Genomic DNA, 21,351 nt, shown 5'->3' with positions numbered 1-21,351 from the left:
AAACTCTGAGCTATTGCTACATTTTTCTGCCACCCAGACGTCTTTAATGCTATTTTAGCTAGGTTTGAGTGCTTTTCTGAGACAGGGAACGACAAACATCAATCAGACTAGGTGTATTTTGAGTCAATTAAACAACAGTTAAGATTTAAAGTTGCCATCTGCGAGTGGCTCTGGGAAAATGTCGCCTGTTTTGGATATATCTTATATAGTCGGCTTTTGTCAGCCACATTAATCAACAGCTTTAAAACACAAAGCTGAGCAATGTCAGGAGTGAAGATGCTACCTCGTAAACAACTCGCCAATGCAATCCGTGCACTAAGTATGGATGCAGTACAAAAAGCTAAGTCTGGTCACCCAGGAGCCCCTATGGGGATGGCTGATATCGCTGAAGTACTTTGGCGTGACTTTTTACAGCATAATCCAACCGATCCAAACTGGCCTAACCGTGACCGCTTTATCTTATCTAATGGCCACGGTTCAATGCTACTTTATTCACTTTTGCATTTGTCAGGTTATGACTTAAGCATTGAAGACTTAAAACAGTTTCGTCAATTAGACTCTAAAACACCAGGGCACCCAGAATATGGTTATGCTCCAGGCGTTGAAACAACAACAGGGCCATTAGGTCAAGGTTTAACAAATGCAGTGGGTATGGCTATTGCTGAAAAAGCTCTAGCAGCGCAGTTTAATAAACCTGAATTTGATATTGTTGATCATCATACTTATGTTTTTTTAGGTGATGGCTGTTTAATGGAAGGCGTTTCGCACGAAGCCTGCTCATTAGCCGGTACCTTAGGTTTAAATAAATTAATCGCCTTTTGGGATGACAATGGCATTTCAATAGATGGTGAAGTTGAAGGCTGGTTTACTGATAATACACCAGCACGGTTTGAAGCTTATGGCTGGCATGTGATTGCCAATGTTGATGGCCATGATCCGCAAGCGGTACAAAATGCCATTGAACAAGCGCATAAAGTTACAGATAAACCCATTTTAATTTGTTGTCGTACTGTTATTGGTTATGGTTCACCGAATAAAGGCGGTAGCCATGATTGTCATGGTGCTCCATTAGGTGATGCTGAAATTGCAGCAAGCCGCGAATATTTACAATGGCCTCATGCGGCATTTGATATTCCAGCTGATATTTACGCAGCTTGGGATGCTAAAGAGCAAGGCGCAAGCCGCCAACAGCAATGGCAGACGTTATTTGCGAGTTATAGTGCAGCTTACCCAGAATTGGCTGCTGAATTTAGCCGTCGTATCAGTGGTGAATTACCTGCTAATTGGGCTGAATTATCACAGGCTTATATTAATCAATTGCAAGCTAACCCTGCCAATATTGCCAGCCGTAAAGCATCGCAAAATGCGTTAAATGCTTTTGGTCCTATTTTACCAGAGTTTATGGGCGGCTCAGCCGACTTAGCCGGCTCTAATTTAACATTATGGTCTGGCTCTAAAGGCTTAACTGCAACTGATGCTAGTGGTAACTATATTTATTACGGTGTCCGTGAGTTCGGTATGTCGGCCATAATGAACGGTATTGCGTTGCATGGTGGCTTTGTACCTTATGGTGCAACTTTCTTAATGTTTATGGAATATGCCCGAAATGCAGTGCGCATGGCCGCTTTAATGAAGCAACGGGTGATTTTCGTTTATACCCATGACTCTATTGGTTTAGGTGAAGATGGCCCTACACACCAGCCGGTTGAACAACTTGCTTCACTACGTGCTACGCCTAACTTGGTTAACTGGCGTCCTTGTGATCAAGTAGAGTCAGCTGTGGCATGGCAGGCCGCAATTGAGCGCAGCCAAGGCCCTTCAACACTAATTTTTAGTCGCCAAAATTTACAGCAACAATCGCGTGATCCTGAGCAAGTCGCTAATATTAAGCGCGGTGGGTATATTTTACGTGATAGCAATAAAGCCCCAGAGCTTATCTTAATTGCTACAGGCTCTGAAGTTGATTTAGCTATGCAAGCTGCAGAACAACTAACAGAACAAGGTGCTGCTGTACGCGTTGTATCTATGCCGTCAACGGATGCCTTTGAGCAACAAACTGCTGAGTATCGCGAGAGTGTTTTACCATCAACTGTAACAAAACGAATTGCAGTGGAAGCAGCAAGTCTAGATTGTTGGTATAAATATGTAGGCTTTGAAGGCAAGATTATTGGTATGAATAGCTTTGGTGAGTCTGCGCCTGCAGATCAGCTATTTAAGCACTTTGGTATTACTACCGATAATATTGTTGCTACGGCTAAACAGCTATTAGCATAAATATACTCATATTAATGGGATCAGCGATGATCCCATTCCTTTTATCCCATTTTTATATGTGATGTTATGACAATTAGACTAGCAATAAACGGCTTTGGTCGTATTGGTCGCAATATTGTGCGAGCAATATATGAAAATGGATTGCAGCAACAGTTGCAAGTGGTAGCAATTAATGAACTTGCTGAAGCAGAGGGCGTGCTGCACCTGCTTAAATACGATACATCACATGGTCGGTTTCGCTTTGATGTTGCGCCATCAAATGATGGTATTAGCGTCGCTGGCGATAAAATCCGTCTTTTTTCTCGTGCAGATCCGGCAGAGTTACCTTGGGCAGAGCTTAACGTGGATATCGTTTTAGAATGTACCGGCGTTTTTCATAGTCGAGAACATGCCCAGTGGCACCTTAATGCTGGTGCTAAAAAGGTGCTTTTTTCTCACCCAGCAGACGCTGATATTGATGCCACTATTATTTATGGCATTAATCAAAATTTGCTTAATCATCAGATGAACATTGTTTCAGCAGGCTCTTGTACCACAAATTGCATCGTGCCTGTGCTGCAAGTGCTAGATCAAAATTTCGGTGTTGAAAGTGGCACTATCACAACTATTCACGCTTCGATGAACGATCAACAAGTTATAGATGCATATCATACTGATTTACGTCGAACGCGGGCTGCAAGCCAATCTATTATTCCGGTTGACACTAAGTTAGCACTAGGGATTGAGCGAATAATGCCGCACTTAGCCGGGCGCTTTGAAGCCATAGCTGTGCGTGTACCTACCGTAAACGTCACTGCGATGGATTTAAGCGTCACCCTAGATCAGGATGTCAGTATTGCTAAGGTTAATCAGATATTAAGCCAAGCTAGGCTAGGGGAGTTAGCCGGTATTTTAGATTATACCGAAGAGCCTTTAGTTTCCGTTGATTTTAATCATGATCCGCACTCTTGCATTGTTGATGGCTCACAAACACGGGTTAGCCATAAACGCTTAGTTAAATGTTTAGTTTGGTGCGATAACGAATGGGGCTTTGCTAATCGCATGCTAGATACAGCACAAGCCATGATGAACAGTATTTAATAAGAAGGAGTAAACCATGTCTGTTATTCGCATGAGTGATATTGATTTACATGACAAGCGAGTGTTAATCCGAGAAGACTTAAATGTACCTATTAAAGCTGGAAAAATTAGTTCAGATGCGCGTTTAAAAGCGGCATTACCGACGATAAAGCTAGCCTTAAGTAAAGGCGCTAAGGTGATGTTAATGTCGCACTTAGGCCGACCTGAAGAAGGCGTGTTTTCAGCTGAAGCATCGTTACAGCCTATTGTCGATTATTTAAATAACGCACTAGAAGTGCCAGTACGCTTAGTGTCTGATTATCTTTCTGGCGTAAAAATAGATGCCGGCGAAGTTGTTGTATTTGAAAACGTGCGCTTTAATAAAGGTGAAGCCAAAAATGATGATCAATTAGCTAAACAGCTGGCTGATTTATGTGATGTCTTTGTGATGGATGCATTTGGTACAGCTCACAGAGCCCAAGCGTCGACACATGGCGTGGCAAAATATGCCCCTGTAGCCTGTGCAGGCCCATTGCTTGTTGCTGAGCTTGATGCGTTAGCTTCTGCGTTAAAACAGCCAAAACGGCCGTTAGTTGCAATTGTTGGCGGCTCTAAAGTTTCTACGAAATTAACGGTATTAGAGTCGTTATCTGGTATTGTCGATCAACTTATTGTTGGAGGTGGTATTGCAAATACTTTTATTGCAGCAACGGGCAATAACGTAGGTAAGTCACTGTTTGAAGCTGACTTAGTGTCAGAAGCACAGCGACTAATGAGCCAAGCAAGTGACAGGGGAGCTACTATTCCTGTGCCGACCGATGTTGTAGTAGGCAGTGAGTTTAGTGAGGCAAGTCCTGCTACTTTAAAAGCTGTAAATGCAGTTGCTGCTGACGATATGATTTTTGACATTGGACCAGATACTGTTGAGCAATTGATTGAAATTATAAATAATGCTGGCACTATCGTGTGGAATGGACCTGTTGGTGTATTTGAATTAGAGCAGTTTTCTGCAGGGACTAAAGCTTTAGCTGAAGCCATTGCGAATAGTAAAGCATTTTCAATTGCGGGCGGTGGTGACACCTTAGCAGCAATTGATAAATATCAAATTGCAGACAAAGTGTCTTATATATCAACAGGTGGCGGTGCGTTTTTGGAATTTTTAGAAGGTAAAAAATTGCCTGCTGTAGAGATATTAGAACAACGAGCATCAGTAAAAGCATAAAAATAACTAATAGCAAAATTTCATAATACGACTATATTTTAATTAAACACAGAGAGGATTCTATGGCCCTTATTTCGTTACGTCAGATGCTAGATCATGCTGCTGAGCAAGGCTACGGCATACCAGCATTTAACGTTAACAATTTAGAGCAAATGCGCGCGATTATGATGGCGGCAGATAAAACAAATAGCCCTGTTATCGTTCAGGCTTCGGCAGGTGCACGTAAATATGCTGGCGCACCTTTTTTACGTCATTTAATTTTAGCTGCAGTGGAAGAATTTCCTCATATTCCAGTGGTTATGCACCAGGACCATGGTACTTCTTTAGGCGTTTGTCAGCGTTCAATTCAGCTAGGGTTCTCATCGGTTATGATGGATGGTTCATTAGGTGAAGATGGTAAAACACCAATGGATTATGACTACAACATGAACATAACCCGTAAAGTCGTAGAAATAGCGCATGCTTGTGGTGTGTCTGTAGAAGGTGAGTTAGGTTGTCTTGGCTCGCTTGAAACTGGTACAGCAGGTGAAGAAGACGGCGTAGGTGCAGAGGGCGTATTAACAAAAGAACAAATGTTGACAGACCCAGAAGAAGCTGCTCAATTTGTAAGAGACACTCAAGTTGATGCGCTAGCTATCGCTTGTGGTACCTCGCATGGTGCTTATAAGTTTAGTCGTCCACCTACAGGCGATATTTTAGCTATAGATCGAATTAAAGCGATCCATGAGCGTATTCCTGATACGCACTTAGTTATGCATGGCTCGTCATCTGTACCACAAGATTGGTTAGAAATAATTAATCAATATGGTGGTGAGATCCCTGAAACTTACGGTGTGCCAGTAGAGCAAATTCAGCAGGGTATTAAATATGGCGTGCGTAAAATAAATATTGATACGGATTTACGCTTAGCATCAACAGGTGCCATTCGTCGTTATTTAGCGCATAACCCAGCGGAGTTTGATCCGAGAAAATATTTTCAAGCTTCAGTAGAAGCAATGAAAGAAGTATGTATTAATCGTTATGAAGCTTTTGGTTCAGCGGGTAATGCAAGTAAAATCAAACCAGTTTCACTGGATGATATGGTAGCTTTATATACAGCAGGAAAATTAACGCCGAATATAAAGTAAAAAAAAATATTGATATGCTTTTGCAAATTAATTAATAAGTTTTTTTAGTGTGAAAATTGGGTGCTAAACCTTATAAAGCTGCATTATTACAGGCTGTAATCAGGTAGAAGTTGTATTGACAACGGCTTTTTTACCTGTAATGATGCGGACGGTTTACCCTCTAACCGAGGGGCTTATTATATCGAATAATATAATAAGGCCCTTACAACTTCAGGTTACGTTAATCAGCAATAATTGGTTGGGAACTATGTCTAACAATAAAATTCGCAAGAGTCTTGTTGCATCAGCGCTAGTAGGCACTTTAGCCTTATCTAGTGGTGCTTTTGCTACAGATTTAAAAGATTTGCATCAGCAAGGTCGTTTGATCCAGCGTGATGCGGTTCAATCACAAGAAAAAATAAACACAATTTACGAGCAAACTCAGGAATTGCTTGGTGAATATCGCCAGGTAGTTGATCAAACTGAAAACCTGAAGGTCTATAATGACTTTTTAGCTACTTTAGTTGCTGACCAGCAACGTCAAGTAAATGGCTTGCAACGTCAAATTGATGGTTTAGAAGATACCCGTAAAGGTACTGTACCATTAATGATGCGCATGATTAATGCGTTAGAAGAGTTTGTAAAAGCTGATATGCCACTACGTACTGAGCGTCGTTTAGAGCGCGTTGAAAAACTACGTGAAGTAATGACTCGTTCAGATGTTCAATTATCAGAACAGTACCGTCAAATTTTAGAAGCTTATAGCATTGAGATGGGCTACGGCTCAGCACTTGATTCTTTCCAAGGTACTCTTGAAGTAAATGGTCAAGAAAATACAGTTGAATACGTGCATGTTGGTCGTTTAGCACTAATGGCATCATCTTTAGATGGTAAATCAGCATGGGTATGGAATAAGCAAACATCTAGCTGGGAAAGCTTACCAGATTCATATTTGAATTCTGTCACTCAGTTTATCAAGATGGCACGTCGTGAAGCCACGCTTGATATGGAACGCGTACCACTTTTTGCTGCGGAGTAATATTTAATGAATAAAGCAATGAAGATCATGTTAGCTGCTGCAGCACTGACGCTTTCTGCTGGTATTGCATTCAATGCTACCGCAGATACAGCGAAGTTGGATCAGTTACTACAACAAGTTAAAAAAGAGCGGACTGTTGAAGGCCGTGTTAATCAGGAACGAGAGCGTGAATTTTTATCTGCTCGTGCAGATAAGCAAGCATTATTAAGCTCTGCTAAGAAGCAATTAGCCGCTGAAGAAACTCGCGGTAAAAACTTACAAAAACAATTCCAAGAAAATGATTCACTTATTGCTAGCAAGCAACAAGAGTTAGAAAGTGCTTTAGGTACTATGGGTGAGTTATTTGGTGTTGTAAGACAAAGTGCTAACCAATCTATTGGTGCTATTACGTCTTCTATTATCAGCGCTGAATATCCAGATCGTGATGTTCCATTACGTACTATAGCTTCTGCAACTGAGTTGCCTAACTTAAGTGAAATGGAAGATCTGTGGTTAGCTTTATTAACTGAAATGACTGAATCAGGAAAAATTTCAAAATTTGATGCTGAAGTTGTTAAGTTAGATGGCGGTAGTGAAACCCAACGTATTACCCGTTTTGGTAGTTTCCACTTAACTACAGACAGTGAATACTTAGTATTAGATAAAGATACTGATAAAGTTCAACCCTTAGGTCGTCAACCACAGTCTAAAATGCATAACTCTGTAGCCGAATTTGAAAAAGCTTCAGCAGGTGAGTTAGCTGGTTTATATGTTGACCCAACAAAAGGTAACAGCTTACTTCGCTTAAACCAACAGCGTTCAACTTTGTTTGAATACTATCAAGCAGGTGAAGAAGTAGGTTATATCATTACCGTAGTATTCTTCTTAGGTTTACTATTAGGTTTAGAGCGCTTTATTACCCTAACTGTTGTTGGTGGCAAAATCCGTGGTCAGTTGAAAAACTTAGCTAACCCATCGTCTGCTAACCCATTAGGCCGTATCTTGAAGGTTTACCACGACAATAAGAACGTTGATGCTGAAAACCTAGAGTTAAAACTTGACGAAGCCATTTTACGTGAAACTCCGAAAGTTGAACGCGGTATTGGTATTATCAAACTATTTGCAGCGGTAGCCCCATTATTAGGTCTATTAGGTACTGTAATCGGTATGATCCAAACCTTCCAACAAATTACGTTATACGGAACAGGTGATCCGAAGTTAATGGCCGGCTCAATCTCTTTAGCGCTTGTTACAACAGCGCTAGGTCTGATTGCTGCTATCCCATTATTATTCGTACACTCATTTGTATCGTCTAAAGCTAAATCAATCTTACACGTGTTAGATGAGCAAGCTGCAGGTATTATTGCTGCGCATGCGGAGAAGGAGAAAGCCTAATGATACTCCAGCTAGTAGGGCTGTGGGAATCTGTCGAGGATTTTATTCATACAGGTGGCAACGTTTTATACGTTGTCGCCCTAGTACTCTTCGTCATGTGGGTATTGATGATAGAGCGCTACTGGTACCTAAAAGCAATTTTTCCAAAAGTTAAACAGGATATCATTGCTAAATGGGAAGCCAGACAAGACACTACGTCTTGGTATGCTCATAAAATCCGTGATGCGTGGATTTCTGAAGCCTCAGACAAATTGGAACAACGTATGTTGCTGATTAAAACGTTAGTCGCATTGTGTCCTCTGGTTGGTTTGTTAGGTACTGTTACTGGAATGATTGCCGTATTCGATATTATGGCAACTCAAGGTACAGGTAACCCAAGAACTATGGCCACAGGTATCTCAATGGCTACCATCCCAACAATGGCGGGTTTGGTTTCAGCAATATCTGGCGTATTTTTCAGTGCGCGGTTAGATGTAAAAGTTAAGCGGGAAAAAGCCGCACTAACTGATAGCTTACCGCATCATTAAAGAGAATTTTTTATGGCACGTAAACGTATTCGTGAGGAAGAAGAAGCATCAATCGACATTACGCCGATGATGGACGTCGTCTTCATTATGTTGATCTTCTTTATCGTAACAACTTCTTTTGTTAAAGAAGCGGGTATTGATGTAAACAAGCCAGATTCAGCTCAGGCTACTAAAAAGCCAAGTGCGACTATCTTTATTGCTATTCGCCCTAACGGTGAAATCTGGATGGATAAACGTTCTGTGGATGTAGAACGAGTTTCTGCAAATATTGAACGCTTAAGAGCAGAGTCACCAACTGATACCATTATCATTCAGGCCGATAAAGAAGCGAAACACGGCTTAGTAATGGAAGTAATGGATCAAATTAAAGCAGCTGATGATAGCTTAATCATTAGTATAGCAGGGGAGACTAAGTAACTATGGCACGTTTCCTAACATCGTTAATAATCGGTGCAGTGGTAACGTTCCTGTTGTTTCTGACTATGGCGCTCCTGATTAAAGGTTCCGGTGAGCGTAAGGCGAATGAACAAGAGCGTATTGTTATTGAAATTAACACTACGCCGCCTGATTCAGATACACAGGTGCGGAGGCCACCACCGCCACCACCACCGCCACCTCCGGCTCAGCCGCCAAAAGCGCCTCAGCCAGAGCCTGATACGTCAAGTGCAGCAGGTTCTATTGGTTTTACTATGCCAGGCCTATCATTAGGTAATGCTAATGCAGGTTTAGGTGACCCATCTAGTATGATGCGTGATGGTGATGCAACACCTATAGTACGTATTGAACCTCGATATCCAGTTCAAGCTGCTCGTGATGGCTTAGAAGGATGGGTAAGGTTACGCTTTAGTATCATGGAAGACGGTAGTGTAGATGATGTAGAAGTCATTGAAGCTGAACCACGTCGTGTGTTTGACCGTGAAGCTATTCGTGCATTACGTCGCTGGAAGTATAGTCCTAAAGTGGTTGACGGTAAGCCTATTAAGCAAACAGGTCAGCAGGTTCAACTTGACTTCACTTTAAATATGGCCGGAGGTTAGTATGAAAGGTTTTATAAAGCTTTCCTCAGCATTAGTTGTATTAACCGCTATGGGTACTGTAAGTTTACCTGCTTATTCAGCGGTGCAGCCTGATTTTGCTAAAATTGAAGCTCGTAAAGAACGTAAAACACAGATTGTGGGTGAACGTACTGGACGGCAGCTTGTTAAAGCTTTTGATTTATATAATGAAGAGAAAGTAGAAGAAGCTATCGCTGTGCTGTTAGACACTAAATCTAGCAATGAGTTTGATACAGCAACGTTAAATCGTTTTTTAGGTAATCTTTACGCTACTAAAGATGAGAAAAAGGCGATTCAATATTTAACTATAGCTGTTAAGCCGGATATTTTAGTGTTTAATGATCAGGCGACCTCTTTGCGTTTATTAGCAGACTTACTATTGCAAGATAAACAATATAGAAAAGCAATAGATGCCTATGAAGCTTGGTTATTATTTACCGGTGAGCAAAATTCAGATGCTTATATGCGGATTGCTAATGCTTATTACTTGATGAATCAACATGATAAAGTTATAGCGCCAGCTGATGATGCTATTCGTTTTGCAGATAAGCCAATACCTGGCCCTTATCAGTTAAAAATGGCAGCTTTATATGAAACTAAGCGCTATAAAGAGCTTGTAGCAGTAGTTGAAGTTATGGTTGAATTATTTCCAGAAAATAAGCAATTTTGGGTATATTTAGGGAATTTCTATACGCTAACTGAAGAGTATAGTAAATCTTTATCTACATTACATTTAGCACATACTCAGGGATACCTTGAAAAAGACTCTGAGCTCAGAATGCTTGCTCAAATGTATGCGAATAATAATATTCCCTTTAAAGCTGCGAAAGTGATGGAAGCGAACGTAAAAAGTGGTTTAGTTAAAGGTGATAAAACTAATTTAAGTTTTATTGCTAATAACTATCAAGCTGCTCGTGAGTTTGAAAAGGCAGCAGAGTATTTTGGTGAGCTTGCAAAAGTGACAAATGATGCTGATGCTTATCGGCGCCAGGGTTCTGCTTATTTATCAATTCAGCGTTACAATGATGCAATTAAAGCTTTTGATAAGGCATTATCAATGAATGTTGATAAACCAAGTAGTGTGTATATGAGCTTAGTAGATGCTTATTTCTACCAAAGTAAATATAAAGAGGCTTATGCCGCTTTAATGAATGCGAAGAAAGATCCCAATATGTCACGTCAAGTGCGTAGTTGGGAGTCTTATATCAAAGATAAAGCGAAACAAAAAGGCGTCAGTCTTTAATAAAAAAACCCCACGGAAGTGGGGTTTTTTATTTGATTGATAGAAATTTATTGCTATAAAGTGTCAATCAGTACTATGGTTCATACGTTAAAGGATCACGCAGATTATTTAACCTAAATGCCTCAAGTCGCTCTTGGCAAGAGCCACATTTTCCGCAGGCTTTTTCTCTGCCATTATAGCAAGTCCATGTTTTACTATAGTCTAAACCCATTTTTATACCGTCAGCTAAAATCTCTATTTTAGTTTGGGTAAGATAGGGGCTGACTATTGAAATTGGCTCATAATTAGCAACCTGACAAACTTCATCCATTTTCTGCACAAACTCAGGTCGGCAGTCGGGATAAACAGAATGATCGCCGGAGTGAGCGCCATAATAAACTTCAGCAGCCCCAATTGACACGGCATAACCTGTAGCTAATGATAATAAAATCATATTACGATTAGGCACCACAGTAGACTTCATATTGTCAGCAGCATAATTTCCTTCAGGAATGTTAATATCATCTATCAATGAAGAGCCAGCTAATAGTTGGTTAATAGCTGATATATCGACAGTTTTATGGGGTATCTCTAACTCTTGACATACTTTGCTAGCATAAATCAGTTCTTTAACGTGTCTCTGACCATAATTAAAAGATAAGGCATAGACATTTTTGCCTGCTTGTAATGCTTTATGCAGCACAGTGTATGAATCCATACCACCGGAATAAATAACCACAACTTTGTTCGGCATAGCAGACTCTCTCTTGTATAATAGATTTTTGATTTAACGAAATGATCTAGCGACTAGCTTGGGGTGCGTATTGTACTGTAATTAGTCTAGTGGCTAAAGGGCTAATAATAGCGTGTATAAAGTAAACGAAATATTTCAAACTATTCAAGGCGAAGGAAGTTACACTGGTATAGCTGCCATTTTTATCCGCTTACAAGGATGTCCTGTTGGTTGTAGCTGGTGTGATACTAAGCATACTTGGACAATTGACCATGATAAGGCGACTCCAGTTGATGCTATTATGGCAAAAGTAGCTGAAACTGATAATTGGGCGACGCAAAGTGCAGAGCAGATATTAAGTCTATTTGTACAGCAAAGGTATCAAGCAAAGCATGTAGTTATCACCGGTGGTGAGCCTTGTCTTTATGACTTAAATCCTTTATGTCAGTTACTACATGATAATGGCTTCAGTACACAAATAGAAACAAGTGGTACCTTTGAAATTAAAGCGCCTGCTGAAACTTGGGTTACAGTATCGCCTAAAATTAATATGCAAGGTGGTTACAAGGTATTACAGAGTTGTTTAAATAGAGCAGATGAAATTAAACACCCTATTGCTATGCAAAAGCATATAGATGAATTATTAGCCTTAATTGCTAACACGGATATTAGTAATAAACTGATTTATTTGCAGCCAATTAGCCAACAGCAAAGAGCTACTGAGTTAGCTATTGCGATGTGTACTAAATATAATTGGCGGTTAAGTATTCAAATACATAAGTATTTAGGAATTAATTGATATTTTCTAGCCTACTAGTAATGCTTTTACTGGTAGGCTAGCTTAAAATTTATTTACGAGGATCATCTTTTAATTTAGGAATTTTAAGTCCTAGCTCTTTTCCTCTTTCTCGCGCAAAGTAGGTGCAGCCAATAAACATAACGCTGGCTAAAATTAATTCAATTATAGCTAATATTAATTTACTGCCTTCAGCTACCCATAGATTGGTTAAGCTATGGATAAAGTAAATCATGACTATAAAGTTTGCCCATGCCATAGTGTAGGCGTGAGCTTTTATAATACCCCATAGCGGTAGCCATAAAGGTAGCCACATTAGGGCCAGTAAAACATAACGGTTACCAAGCTCTGGCGGTACTAACCATAAAATCCATATGGGTTGTAAAAGCCAAAGCCCAAAAAAGCCGATACGACCTAAAAAAAGATATAAAGCAGTTCGAGTGGCCATAGTTGGCTTGGCTGAGGCTGTCATAGAAAATTACTTACCTTTATTTATGTTTTAGTGCTGTGCTAAGTTTGGCTAAGCGTAGGCCAAAGGCAACAGCTAAGCGTTGCTCTTCAATACTTAGTTTTGGGTCAGCATGGTGGCCACTAACATGAGTTGGACCATATGGAGTTCCACCTGTTTTTGTTTGATGCAGCTCCGGTTCACTATACGGAATGCCAGTTAAAAGCATGCCATGATGAAGTAGGGGTAAGCTCATACTAAGCAGTGTGGCTTCATTTCCGCCGTGCATACTACCTGATGAGGTAAAGACGCCGGCAGGTTTATCAATTAAGTCGCCTTTAAGCCAAAGGCTAGTAGTATTGTCCCAAAAAGCTTTTGCATCAGCTACCATATTACCAAAACGGACAGGGCTACCAAAAGCTAAACCATCGCATTGTGCAAGTTCTGTCATTGAAACAACAGGATGTTGCGATTGGTGTTGCTTATCAAGCGGTGGGATACAGCGAATAATGGCTTCAGAGTTTGCTTTGTGAACACCAATGGCAACTTTCTCAGCTAAGGCGGCAACTGCGCCATGGCGAGAATAATACAAAATTAAAATTTTAATCATGTCAGTAAGTTTAAAACATTAGTTGAAGGCCGACCAATTACAGCTTTATCGCCATCAATAACAATAGGGCGTTCAATTAATTTCGGCTGGGTTACCATAGCGTCTATTAAGACTGACTCTGGTAAGCTTGTATCGGCTAAGCCTAGCTCTGCATACTCAGGCTCTTTAGTGCGTAATAAGGCTCTGGCATGAATGCCAAGTTTATTTATAATCTCTGTTAACTCAGCTGCTGATGGCGGATTTTTAAGATATTCAACAATAGTGACGTCTTGCCCGTGATCAGTAATTAAAGCTAAAGCTTCACGGCTTTTAGAGCAGCGCGGGTTATGGTAGATAGTTAACATGATGTCTTTCCTATTTAATTTTACCGTTTTACATACGTTGTATACGGCTATATTCTGCTTGTAATTGTTTTTTCTTTGCCACTAAACGGCGAGCTTCAAGCTTTTCTTCAGGCTGTAAATAATTTATAGCTTCATCAATATAATCAATAGCTTTAGGGTAATTAGCTAACTGATAACTCACATTAGCGCGAGCTTCATATAATCTAGGTAAGTCTTCCATTGCTTGGTAGGCATCAATTAGCATGCCATAAGCCAGTATATTATCTTCCTTATAAAAAAGAAGTGTTTTTAATAAGTGAATAGCTAGCCGGTAGGCTTTTGCGCTCATAGCTGCATTAGCATAATTTAAAGTAACAACCTGATTATTAGGCCTTAATAGATACTCTTTTTCTAGCATATCTAAACTTTGCTGGTGCTTGCCTTGAGCAATTAGAATATCGGTATAAACATCGATGTAATATAGATTATGTTTATCGTCCAGCAGCAACTTTTCTATTATCTCTTGCGACTCAGCAAGTTTTTTATTATCAAGCAGAGCAATGGCCAAACCATACTGATTTGCCTTTGTATTTCCGCCTGGTTGGCCTAACTTTTTTAAAAATAAAGCCTCACTGTGCTGTTTATCATAGTGATAACGGGCTAAGACTCTAGCTTGAACTAAAGTAAAATCTTGGCTGTCTGGCACAAAGCGCTTAGTAAACTGCTCTGCACGTAAACGGGTATCACTGACTCGGCTTTGTGATAATGGGTGAGTTTGTAGAAAAGCCAATTGTTGATTAACAAAGCGACTTTTCTCTGTCAATTTACGGAAAAAATCGGGTACCGCATAAGGATCAAAGCCAGATTCTGCTAACACTTGCATACCAATACGATCCGCTTCTTGTTCATTACTGCGGGTAAAGTTAATAGCGCTTTGTTGTGCTGCACCTTGTGTAGCGGCTATTGCTGCCATCCCTGCTTCAGGGTTTACTGTGGCTAATACAATAGCGCCCAGAAGGCCTGCTAAGGTTAGCGGTGCTTGTTGACTACGGGCCTCCACATAACGAGCAATATGTCGTTGTGTAACATGGGCAATCTCATGGCTGATAACAGAGGCAAATTCGCTTTCACTCTCTGCAATTGCGATAGTGCCTGTATGTGAGGCGATGTTGCCGCCTAGGCTGGCAAAACCATTAATATTTTTATCTTGAATCCAATAAAATTTAAATGGAAAATTAACATCGTTGGCACGGGCGACCATTTTGTTGCCTAAGGCGTTAATGTATTCGTCCATTAAAGGATCGTAAACCATTGGCAACTGACCACGGGTTTGCCGCATCATAATATCGCCAAGCTGCTTTTCTTTTTCAGGTGTCAGTTCACTAAAAGCGTTACCACCAAGACTGGGTAAATTATCATAAGCATAGGTTGTACTGTGATAACAACTTATAGCTAACAAACAAAGGATCCAAGGTTTGAATACTACAAATAATTTCATAAGAGGTACCAGAGTCGTCCCAGTTACATTTCAAAATGGCGCTATCGTCTATGGCAATGTATTTTGCTATTAGTTCCATAGCCTCTGACATGGTAATCTATCATAAATTTTTATAGTACAGATATATAAGCGCTAGTTTATATTATATTTTCGCTATACTTGCTGACTTAAAACATTTTACAAAATACCTAGGCGTGGAGCTAAAAGATGTTGGATTGGTTAAAAAAGTGGTACGTAAATAAGTTTTCTGATCCTCAAGTGGTAACGTTATTTTTGTTGCTACTAATTGTATTTTTATCTATTTATTGGTTAAGTGGAATACTTGCTCCGGTATTAGTTGCTATTACATTTGCCTACTTATTGGAGTGGCCGGTAATAAGACTTCAGCGTTTAGGTTTATCGCGCGCCATTAGTACCATTATTGTAGTTGCAAGCTTTGTTGGTATTGCTTGTTTAATTTTGATGTGGATTATTCCATTAGTGTGGTATCAAGCTCGAAATTTACTCCGTGATTTTCCGCAGATGTTAGCACAGAGCAAAACTTACCTATTAGAATTACCTGCAAGCTTCCCAGATATGATAAGCACTGAACAAATTAATTTAATAATGCATTCAGTTGATGAGCGGTTGATGGCTTTTGGCCAAAGTATGCTGTCATTATCGTTAGCTTCTATAGTTGACTTAGTCGCTTTACTTATTTACTTAGTGCTAGTGCCTTTGATGGTGTTTTTTATGTTAAAAGACAAAGCGACACTCACAGCGAGTTTTGTGCAACTATTACCTAATGAGCGTAAGTTGATAAGCCAAGTCTGGCATGAAATGAATGTGCAAATTATGAATTACATTCGAGGCAAAATGTTAGAGCTATTAATTGTAGGTGCAGCTAGCTACGCTGTATTTGCATTTTTTGGTTTAAATTATCCGCTATTACTTGGCGTATTAGTGGGAGTGTCAGTTTTAATTCCTTATGTCGGTGCTGCAGTAGTCACTTTACCGGTAGCGTTAGTAGCATTATTTCAATGGGGGCTTACGCCAGAATTTGGCTATTTGATGTTAGCTTATGGCATAGTACAGGCATTAGACGGTAATTTATTAGTTCCCTTGTTGTTTTCTGAGGCTGTTGATTTAAATCCGGTATTTATTATTGTTGCAGTACTATTTTTTGGTGGCTTGTTTGGTTTTTGGGGGATTTTCTTTGCAATTCCTTTGGCGTCATTGGTTAAAGCAACCATAAAAGCTTGGTCAACACGAATAAATGTTATTGAAGAAACTGCTCAGAGTTAAGCTAAATTCGCTAATGCTCATTTGTACATTAGCGAATTGCTCAAGTAGTTTGAAACCTTTATTGATTAATCTGCAAGGTAATCAAGAACGACTTGATGGTGTTCTTTTGTTTTAAATTTATTAAATACCTTCTCAACAGTACCATCTTGTGTAATTAAAAAGCTCATGCGGTGGATACCGTCATACACTTTGCCCATAAATTTTTTCTCACCCCAAACGCCAAAGGCATCAGCTATCGCGTGGTCTTCGTCTGAAAGTAAGGTGAAATTTAATTCATCACGTTTGGTAAACTTAGCTAAGCGTTCGCTTGAGTCAGGACTGATGCCGACGGGTACAACATTATATTGCTGTAATTGCTTTATGTGATCACGTAAAGCACCAGCTTGTACCGTGCAACCTGGGGTCATGGCTTTAGGGTAGAAATAAATTAAAACCCGTTGTTTATTTAAAAGCTCTGATAACCTTACTTCTTGTTGCTGTTGATCTATCAAACAAAAATCATTCACTTTCTCGCCAGCTTTTAGTGGTGACATGCTTACTCCTATTAAGTTTGTGCTTGTACTGTACCTGTTAAACTCATCTGTTCAAGTAGCGCCATTAAATCTTCAATAATCTTTTCTGGAGATTCGCTGGTTGGTAACTCTAATGTCATAACGGTATGAGTCATTTCAGCATTGTTTTGTTGATGTGTACGTACCTCTGATTGTAGAGAGCCAATATACACCTCACGGCTGGCTAAAAATCCCGTTATTGTGCCAAGAGTGCCAACTTTGTTTGGGCCGCTGTAGTCAAGGATATAATAAGCAGCGACAGGACGCTGTTGATGAGCACTTGTGCGCTTGGTCATTGTTGTAATATCTAACTCAAAGCCCAAGTTAGGCAATAAATGCTCAACGCGGTTGATACCACTAAGATCACCAGAAATAAGCAGTATAAATGTAAACTCAGCGCCGAAAATGGCCATGCGGCTATCTATAATATTACATTGGCAATCCGTTACTAAACGGGCGATTTTACTGACAATACCTGTACGATCCGCTCCAATAGCGGTAACAACTAATTGTTGGGCCATGTTTCTAAAACCTTTGCTACAAACCAAAAAAGACAGGGATAAATGCAGCTGAAGAGTGTAACATAGGGCAATAAAATTTCATCTGTTTCTATCAAGTTCGTAGAACCAAACTTGTATTCTTGTGTTTGGAGCAGTGTCTCTTTAACATAGGCAACTTGTTATTATACTAGGGCAACATAAAGTATGTTTAAGGGTAGTTGGGTTGCACTGATCACACCAATGGATCAGCAAGGAAATATCGATTATGTCAGCATAGAAAGGCTAGTGGATTTTCATTTAGAGAATGGTACTGATGGCCTTGTTATTATGGGCACAACAGGTGAAGCTGCAACGATTTCTTTTGCTGATCAAGTAAAGGTTATCGAGCACGTGTGTCAGCAAGTTAAGGGCAGAATTCCTATTATTGCTGGTAATGGTGCAAATGCGACTTCAGAGGCGATTGAGCGAACTAAAGCCCTAGATAAACTTAAAATAGATGGTTTTTTATCTGTAACTCCGTTTTATAATAAGCCTATGCAGCATGGTATGATATTGCATTTTAATGCTATTGCAGCAGTAACTGATAAACCTATTTTACTTTATAATGTACCTGGTCGTACTGGCACAGATTTACAAGCAAAAACAGTTGCAGCTTTATCTGAGACTAAAAATATAGTTGGCATCAAAGAAGCAACTGGATCTATCAGTCGTTTAACTGAGTTAAAATCATTATGTCCTAATGATTTTGCTTTGTTATCAGGCGATGATGAGACTTCTGCCGAATTTATGCTTCAAGGTGGCCATGGTGTTATTTCTGTTACGGCGAATATAGTGCCGAAACAAATGGCTCAGTTGTGTAAACTCGCTACTGCTAATGAGGCTGAAGCAGCTTACACTTTAGATAAAACCTTACAAGGTTTGCATCGGCAATTATTTATTGAGGCAAATCCAATTCCAACAAAGTGGGCGTTGCATAAAATGGGGCTAATTAAATTTGATACGATGCGATTACCATTAACGCCACTTGAACCTATTCATGGTGCTGTTATCGAACAAGCATTAAATTTAGCTGGTATCCAGCTGTAGCACCTTAATTAATACGCAGGAGTCGTTAAGTGCATTATTTGGCCAAAAGTAGTTTAGCGTTAGCATTATGTTTAAGTGGATGTTCAATGTTTTCATCGGAGCAAGAACATAATACAAATACGATCATAGAAGTTGCAGAGTTAAAAGTTCCTGAAGATCTAACTCCTCCAGCTAAGCCTGGAAAGTACGATGTGCCAATGGGGAGCAACACAGCTTCGACTATAAGCGATCGCTCACCCTCACTTATTTTACCCACAGCACAAAGTAGTAGAGTGGACGAAGGCGAAAAGCAAGCACGAGTTCGTTTCGACCGCACTGATGTAACCGGCGATTTAATTTCATTTTTACAACAGGTGTTACAAAAACAGTTTGCCGAGCAAAATGTGGATCTTACAGCGGTAGATGATGCTAATTTAATTTATACTACTGGCTGGATAAATACACATGTGGAGGAGGGATTCTGGTTTTGGTCTAATAATAGTGTGGCGGAGCGAGCACGATATACCATTACTATTGATGCTAAGCCCCACGGCCGCTCTGCAAACTTAGAAGTGAAAATGCTTGAACACGAGTATTTTAGCTCTAAAGCGAAGTTAACTGATCATATTCGCAAGACTCAAGAAGTTGCGTTATTAAACAGTATAATTGATCGAGTTAGCAAAGAAGAAATCATTATTAGCCAAAAAAATAGAGCTAAAGCGCCTGAGGTTAATTTAGAACCTGGTATAGATAAGCTAGGTAATGCAGCTTTAATTACCCCGCAAAAGCTTGATGTAACCTGGTCGCAATTAGAAGGAATTTTTGAAGCTCTGCAGTTAAATGTCACTGATAAAGACCGGTCTAAATCTACCTACTTTGTTCGTTATGAAAATGAGAAACCAAGTTTTTGGTCTTCATTATGGAATAGTAAAGCTGAGATAAAACTGCCTCTTAATGCAGGTGAGTATCAAGTGGTTTTAGCCAAGCAAGATCAAGGAACCGCAATAGTGTTTAAAGATAAAGATGGTGAAGTTTTAAGTGCTGATGCAGTTTTGGGCTTGTATCCATCTTTTGTTACTGCAATCAAAAATACGAGAATTGAATTATAAATTGTAATTGACAGTAAATGTCAGTTGAATAACGAGTAAAGATCTTTATACTTTGCGGCTTAATTTTGTGCTGCACGGCTGGAGTTTAAAATGGTTCAAAAGACAACCGAGTTATACCGTGGTAAGGCTAAAACAGTGTATAACACCACTGCTGAAAACCTATTAATTTTACACTTTCGTAATGATACATCTGCTTTTGATGGTGAACGTATAGAGCAGCTTGATCGTAAAGGAATGATAAATAATAAATTTAATTATTTCATTATGCAAAAGCTTGAAGCTGCAGGGATCCCTACTCAAGTTGAAAAGTTACTAAGCGATGATGAGGTTGTAGTTAAAAAACTAGATATGATCCCTGTTGAATGCGTAGTAAGAAATTATGCTGCGGGTTCACTAGTGCGACGTTTAGGTGTTACCGAAGGTGAAGAGTTAAAACCGGCTACTTTTGAGTTGTTTTTAAAAAATGATGCATTACATGATCCTATGGTTAATGAATCATTAGCGGTTTCTTTTGGCTGGGCAACTGAACAACAATTAGCAGCCATGAAACAATTAACCATGAAAGCAAATCAAGTTTTACTTGAGCTATTCGATGCAGCAGGCATGTTACTTGTTGATTTTAAGCTAGAATTTGGCTTATATAATGGTGAAGTAGTGCTAGGTGATGAGTTTTCTCCTGATGGCTGTCGTCTGTGGGATAAAGAAACGCGTAAAAAACTAGATAAAGACCGCTTTCGCCAAGGTTTAGGTGGTGTAGTTGAAGCCTATGAAGAGGTTGCTCAACGCTTAGGTGTCCGTATAGACTAGCTAAACTTGAAATAAAGCCACCTTAAGGTGGCTTTATTTTTAGCAGTAATTATAAGCGTGAATAATACAAGCTTGGCTATAGCAAACAGAGCTTGGTTAAATGAAAGGACTATCTATGCTCGAGCTTCAAGACTATTTGAAAATTTTTATCGGTATTTTCGCTGTAATGAACCCACTTGGTGCATTGCCTTTATATTTATCATTAACCCAAAATGACACTAAGCATGTACGCCGTGCGGTGGCTGCTAATGCAGCTAAAGCAGCAACAATTATTTTACTTATCACGCTATTTTTTGGTGAGGTCATTTTAAGCTTTTTTGGTATTTCGGTTAACTCCTTCCGTGTCGGCGGCGGTATTTTAATCCTATTGATGGCAATTTCAATGCTGTATGCGCAAACCAGTAATGCAAAAAATACAGATGAAGAGCGTGAAGAAGCAGAGCATCGTAAGTCAGTAGCAATAGTGCCATTAGCCATGCCTATGTTAGCTGGACCCGGTGCAATTAGTACCACGATTTTATATGCTAATCGCAGTGATGGTGTTTTACACTACGCTATTATGTCAGCAGAATTATGTGTAATAGGTTTAATTCTATGGTTGTTAATGCGCTTGGCTGCTAAAATTGCTATTCGATTAGGTCAAACTGGTATGAATATTATTACTCGTGTTATGGGGTTAATATTAGCGGCTATTGCTATTGAGTTTATTAGCGCCGGCTTAAAAGGAATATTTCCAGTATTAGCTTAAA

At 39.7% G+C, this 21,351-nt stretch carries 23 protein-coding genes; 16 read left to right on the top strand and 7 right to left on the bottom strand.

Features of this window, described 5'->3' with window-relative positions:
- The first annotated feature begins 276 nt into the window (after positions 1-276).
- The 10 genes from tkt to ACRCA4_RS08235 all read left to right on the top strand — a co-directional run bounded on the left by tkt (position 277) and on the right by ACRCA4_RS08235 (position 10,899).
- The gene (gene tkt, locus ACRCA4_RS08280) at positions 277-2,274 is read left to right on the top strand and encodes a transketolase (protein ID WP_433186792.1); all 1,998 of its coding nucleotides are present in this window, start codon (positions 277-279) and stop codon (positions 2,272-2,274) included.
- A 66-nt stretch (positions 2,275-2,340) separates the two neighbouring features.
- Entirely contained in the window at positions 2,341-3,354 is a 1,014-nt protein-coding gene (gene epd / locus ACRCA4_RS08275) for an erythrose-4-phosphate dehydrogenase (RefSeq protein WP_433186789.1), read from the top strand.
- Between the two features lie 16 nt (positions 3,355-3,370).
- Complete coding sequence (locus ACRCA4_RS08270; protein ID WP_433186786.1) at positions 3,371-4,555, top strand: phosphoglycerate kinase; 1,185 nt, start codon at positions 3,371-3,373, stop codon at positions 4,553-4,555.
- 62 nt (positions 4,556-4,617) lie between these two features.
- Entirely contained in the window at positions 4,618-5,682 is a 1,065-nt protein-coding gene (gene fba / locus ACRCA4_RS08265; protein ID WP_433186783.1) for a class II fructose-bisphosphate aldolase, read from the top strand.
- Positions 5,683-5,929: 247 nt separating this feature from the next.
- Positions 5,930-6,700, top strand: a complete 771-nt coding sequence (locus ACRCA4_RS08260; protein WP_433186780.1) for a DUF3450 domain-containing protein — start codon at positions 5,930-5,932, stop codon at positions 6,698-6,700.
- 6 nt (positions 6,701-6,706) lie between these two features.
- The gene (locus ACRCA4_RS08255; RefSeq protein WP_433186777.1) at positions 6,707-8,074 is read left to right on the top strand and encodes a MotA/TolQ/ExbB proton channel family protein; all 1,368 of its coding nucleotides are present in this window, start codon (positions 6,707-6,709) and stop codon (positions 8,072-8,074) included.
- Positions 8,074-8,601 carry a MotA/TolQ/ExbB proton channel family protein gene (locus tag ACRCA4_RS08250; protein WP_433186775.1) on the top strand — a complete coding sequence of 176 codons (528 nt, stop codon included), beginning with the start codon at positions 8,074-8,076 and terminating at the stop codon, positions 8,599-8,601. The genes ACRCA4_RS08255 and ACRCA4_RS08250 overlap by 1 nt, the downstream gene beginning before the upstream one ends.
- Positions 8,602-8,613: 12 nt before the next feature.
- Positions 8,614-9,018, top strand: coding sequence for an ExbD/TolR family protein (locus ACRCA4_RS08245; RefSeq protein ID WP_433186772.1), 405 nt, complete (start codon positions 8,614-8,616; stop codon positions 9,016-9,018).
- A gap of 2 nt (positions 9,019-9,020) precedes the next feature.
- On the top strand, positions 9,021-9,638 hold the full coding sequence (locus ACRCA4_RS08240) for an energy transducer TonB (protein ID WP_433186770.1): 618 nt from the start codon (positions 9,021-9,023) through the stop codon (positions 9,636-9,638).
- Position 9,639: 1 nt separating this feature from the next.
- On the top strand, positions 9,640-10,899 hold the full coding sequence (locus ACRCA4_RS08235; RefSeq protein ID WP_433186767.1) for a tetratricopeptide repeat protein: 1,260 nt from the start codon (positions 9,640-9,642) through the stop codon (positions 10,897-10,899).
- Positions 10,900-10,972: 73 nt separating this feature from the next.
- Here the strand turns inward: ACRCA4_RS08235 and queC are convergent, their stop codons facing one another.
- Positions 10,973-11,632: a 7-cyano-7-deazaguanine synthase QueC gene (gene queC, locus ACRCA4_RS08230; protein ID WP_433186764.1), complete on the bottom strand. Its 660-nt coding sequence runs from the start codon at positions 11,630-11,632 to the stop codon at positions 10,973-10,975.
- 112 nt (positions 11,633-11,744) lie between these two features.
- Here queC and queE point away from each other — a divergent pair, with 112 nt between their 5' ends.
- The gene (gene queE, locus ACRCA4_RS08225) at positions 11,745-12,410 is read left to right on the top strand and encodes a 7-carboxy-7-deazaguanine synthase QueE (RefSeq protein ID WP_433186761.1); all 666 of its coding nucleotides are present in this window, start codon (positions 11,745-11,747) and stop codon (positions 12,408-12,410) included.
- 49 nt (positions 12,411-12,459) lie between these two features.
- Here the strand turns inward: queE and ACRCA4_RS08220 are convergent, their stop codons facing one another.
- From ACRCA4_RS08220 to ACRCA4_RS08205, 4 genes are read right to left on the bottom strand one after another with little or no spacing between them, the layout of a single operon-like run.
- Positions 12,460-12,879, bottom strand: a complete 420-nt coding sequence (locus ACRCA4_RS08220; RefSeq protein ID WP_433186758.1) for a DUF2069 domain-containing protein — start codon at positions 12,877-12,879, stop codon at positions 12,460-12,462.
- A gap of 16 nt (positions 12,880-12,895) precedes the next feature.
- Positions 12,896-13,465, bottom strand: coding sequence for an NAD(P)H:quinone oxidoreductase (wrbA, locus tag ACRCA4_RS08215; RefSeq protein ID WP_433186755.1), 570 nt, complete (start codon positions 13,463-13,465; stop codon positions 12,896-12,898).
- Entirely contained in the window at positions 13,462-13,809 is a 348-nt protein-coding gene (gene arsC, locus ACRCA4_RS08210; protein WP_433186752.1) for an arsenate reductase (glutaredoxin), read from the bottom strand. Before arsC ends, wrbA begins: the two co-directional genes overlap by 4 nt.
- Positions 13,810-13,837: 28 nt before the next feature.
- Positions 13,838-15,286: a M48 family metalloprotease gene (locus tag ACRCA4_RS08205; RefSeq protein WP_433186749.1), complete on the bottom strand. Its 1,449-nt coding sequence runs from the start codon at positions 15,284-15,286 to the stop codon at positions 13,838-13,840.
- A 207-nt stretch (positions 15,287-15,493) separates the two neighbouring features.
- Between ACRCA4_RS08205 and ACRCA4_RS08200 the strand changes: the two genes are divergently transcribed.
- The gene (locus tag ACRCA4_RS08200; protein WP_433186746.1) at positions 15,494-16,570 is read left to right on the top strand and encodes an AI-2E family transporter; all 1,077 of its coding nucleotides are present in this window, start codon (positions 15,494-15,496) and stop codon (positions 16,568-16,570) included.
- A 65-nt stretch (positions 16,571-16,635) separates the two neighbouring features.
- Here the strand turns inward: ACRCA4_RS08200 and bcp are convergent, their stop codons facing one another.
- Both bcp and ACRCA4_RS08190 read right to left on the bottom strand, forming a co-directional pair.
- Positions 16,636-17,103 carry a thioredoxin-dependent thiol peroxidase gene (gene bcp / locus ACRCA4_RS08195; protein ID WP_433186743.1) on the bottom strand — a complete coding sequence of 156 codons (468 nt, stop codon included), beginning with the start codon at positions 17,101-17,103 and terminating at the stop codon, positions 16,636-16,638.
- 11 nt (positions 17,104-17,114) lie between these two features.
- On the bottom strand, positions 17,115-17,642 hold the full coding sequence (locus ACRCA4_RS08190; RefSeq protein ID WP_433186740.1) for a glycine cleavage system protein R: 528 nt from the start codon (positions 17,640-17,642) through the stop codon (positions 17,115-17,117).
- A 183-nt stretch (positions 17,643-17,825) separates the two neighbouring features.
- Between ACRCA4_RS08190 and dapA the strand changes: the two genes are divergently transcribed.
- From dapA to ACRCA4_RS08170, 4 genes are all read left to right on the top strand, one after another.
- Entirely contained in the window at positions 17,826-18,707 is an 882-nt protein-coding gene (dapA, locus tag ACRCA4_RS08185; protein WP_433186737.1) for a 4-hydroxy-tetrahydrodipicolinate synthase, read from the top strand.
- An 86-nt stretch (positions 18,708-18,793) separates the two neighbouring features.
- On the top strand, positions 18,794-19,795 hold the full coding sequence (gene bamC / locus ACRCA4_RS08180; RefSeq protein ID WP_433186734.1) for an outer membrane protein assembly factor BamC: 1,002 nt from the start codon (positions 18,794-18,796) through the stop codon (positions 19,793-19,795).
- Between the two features lie 90 nt (positions 19,796-19,885).
- Positions 19,886-20,602, top strand: coding sequence for a phosphoribosylaminoimidazolesuccinocarboxamide synthase (gene purC / locus ACRCA4_RS08175; protein WP_433186731.1), 717 nt, complete (start codon positions 19,886-19,888; stop codon positions 20,600-20,602).
- 115 nt (positions 20,603-20,717) lie between these two features.
- Positions 20,718-21,350, top strand: a complete 633-nt coding sequence (locus ACRCA4_RS08170; protein WP_433186728.1) for a YchE family NAAT transporter — start codon at positions 20,718-20,720, stop codon at positions 21,348-21,350.
- Position 21,351: the final 1 nt, after the last annotated feature.

The organism is Rheinheimera sp. WS51, from assembly GCF_050936095.1.
Classification (GTDB): domain Bacteria; phylum Pseudomonadota; class Gammaproteobacteria; order Enterobacterales; family Alteromonadaceae; genus Alishewanella.
This window is presented reverse-complemented; position numbering and strand designations above follow the sequence as displayed.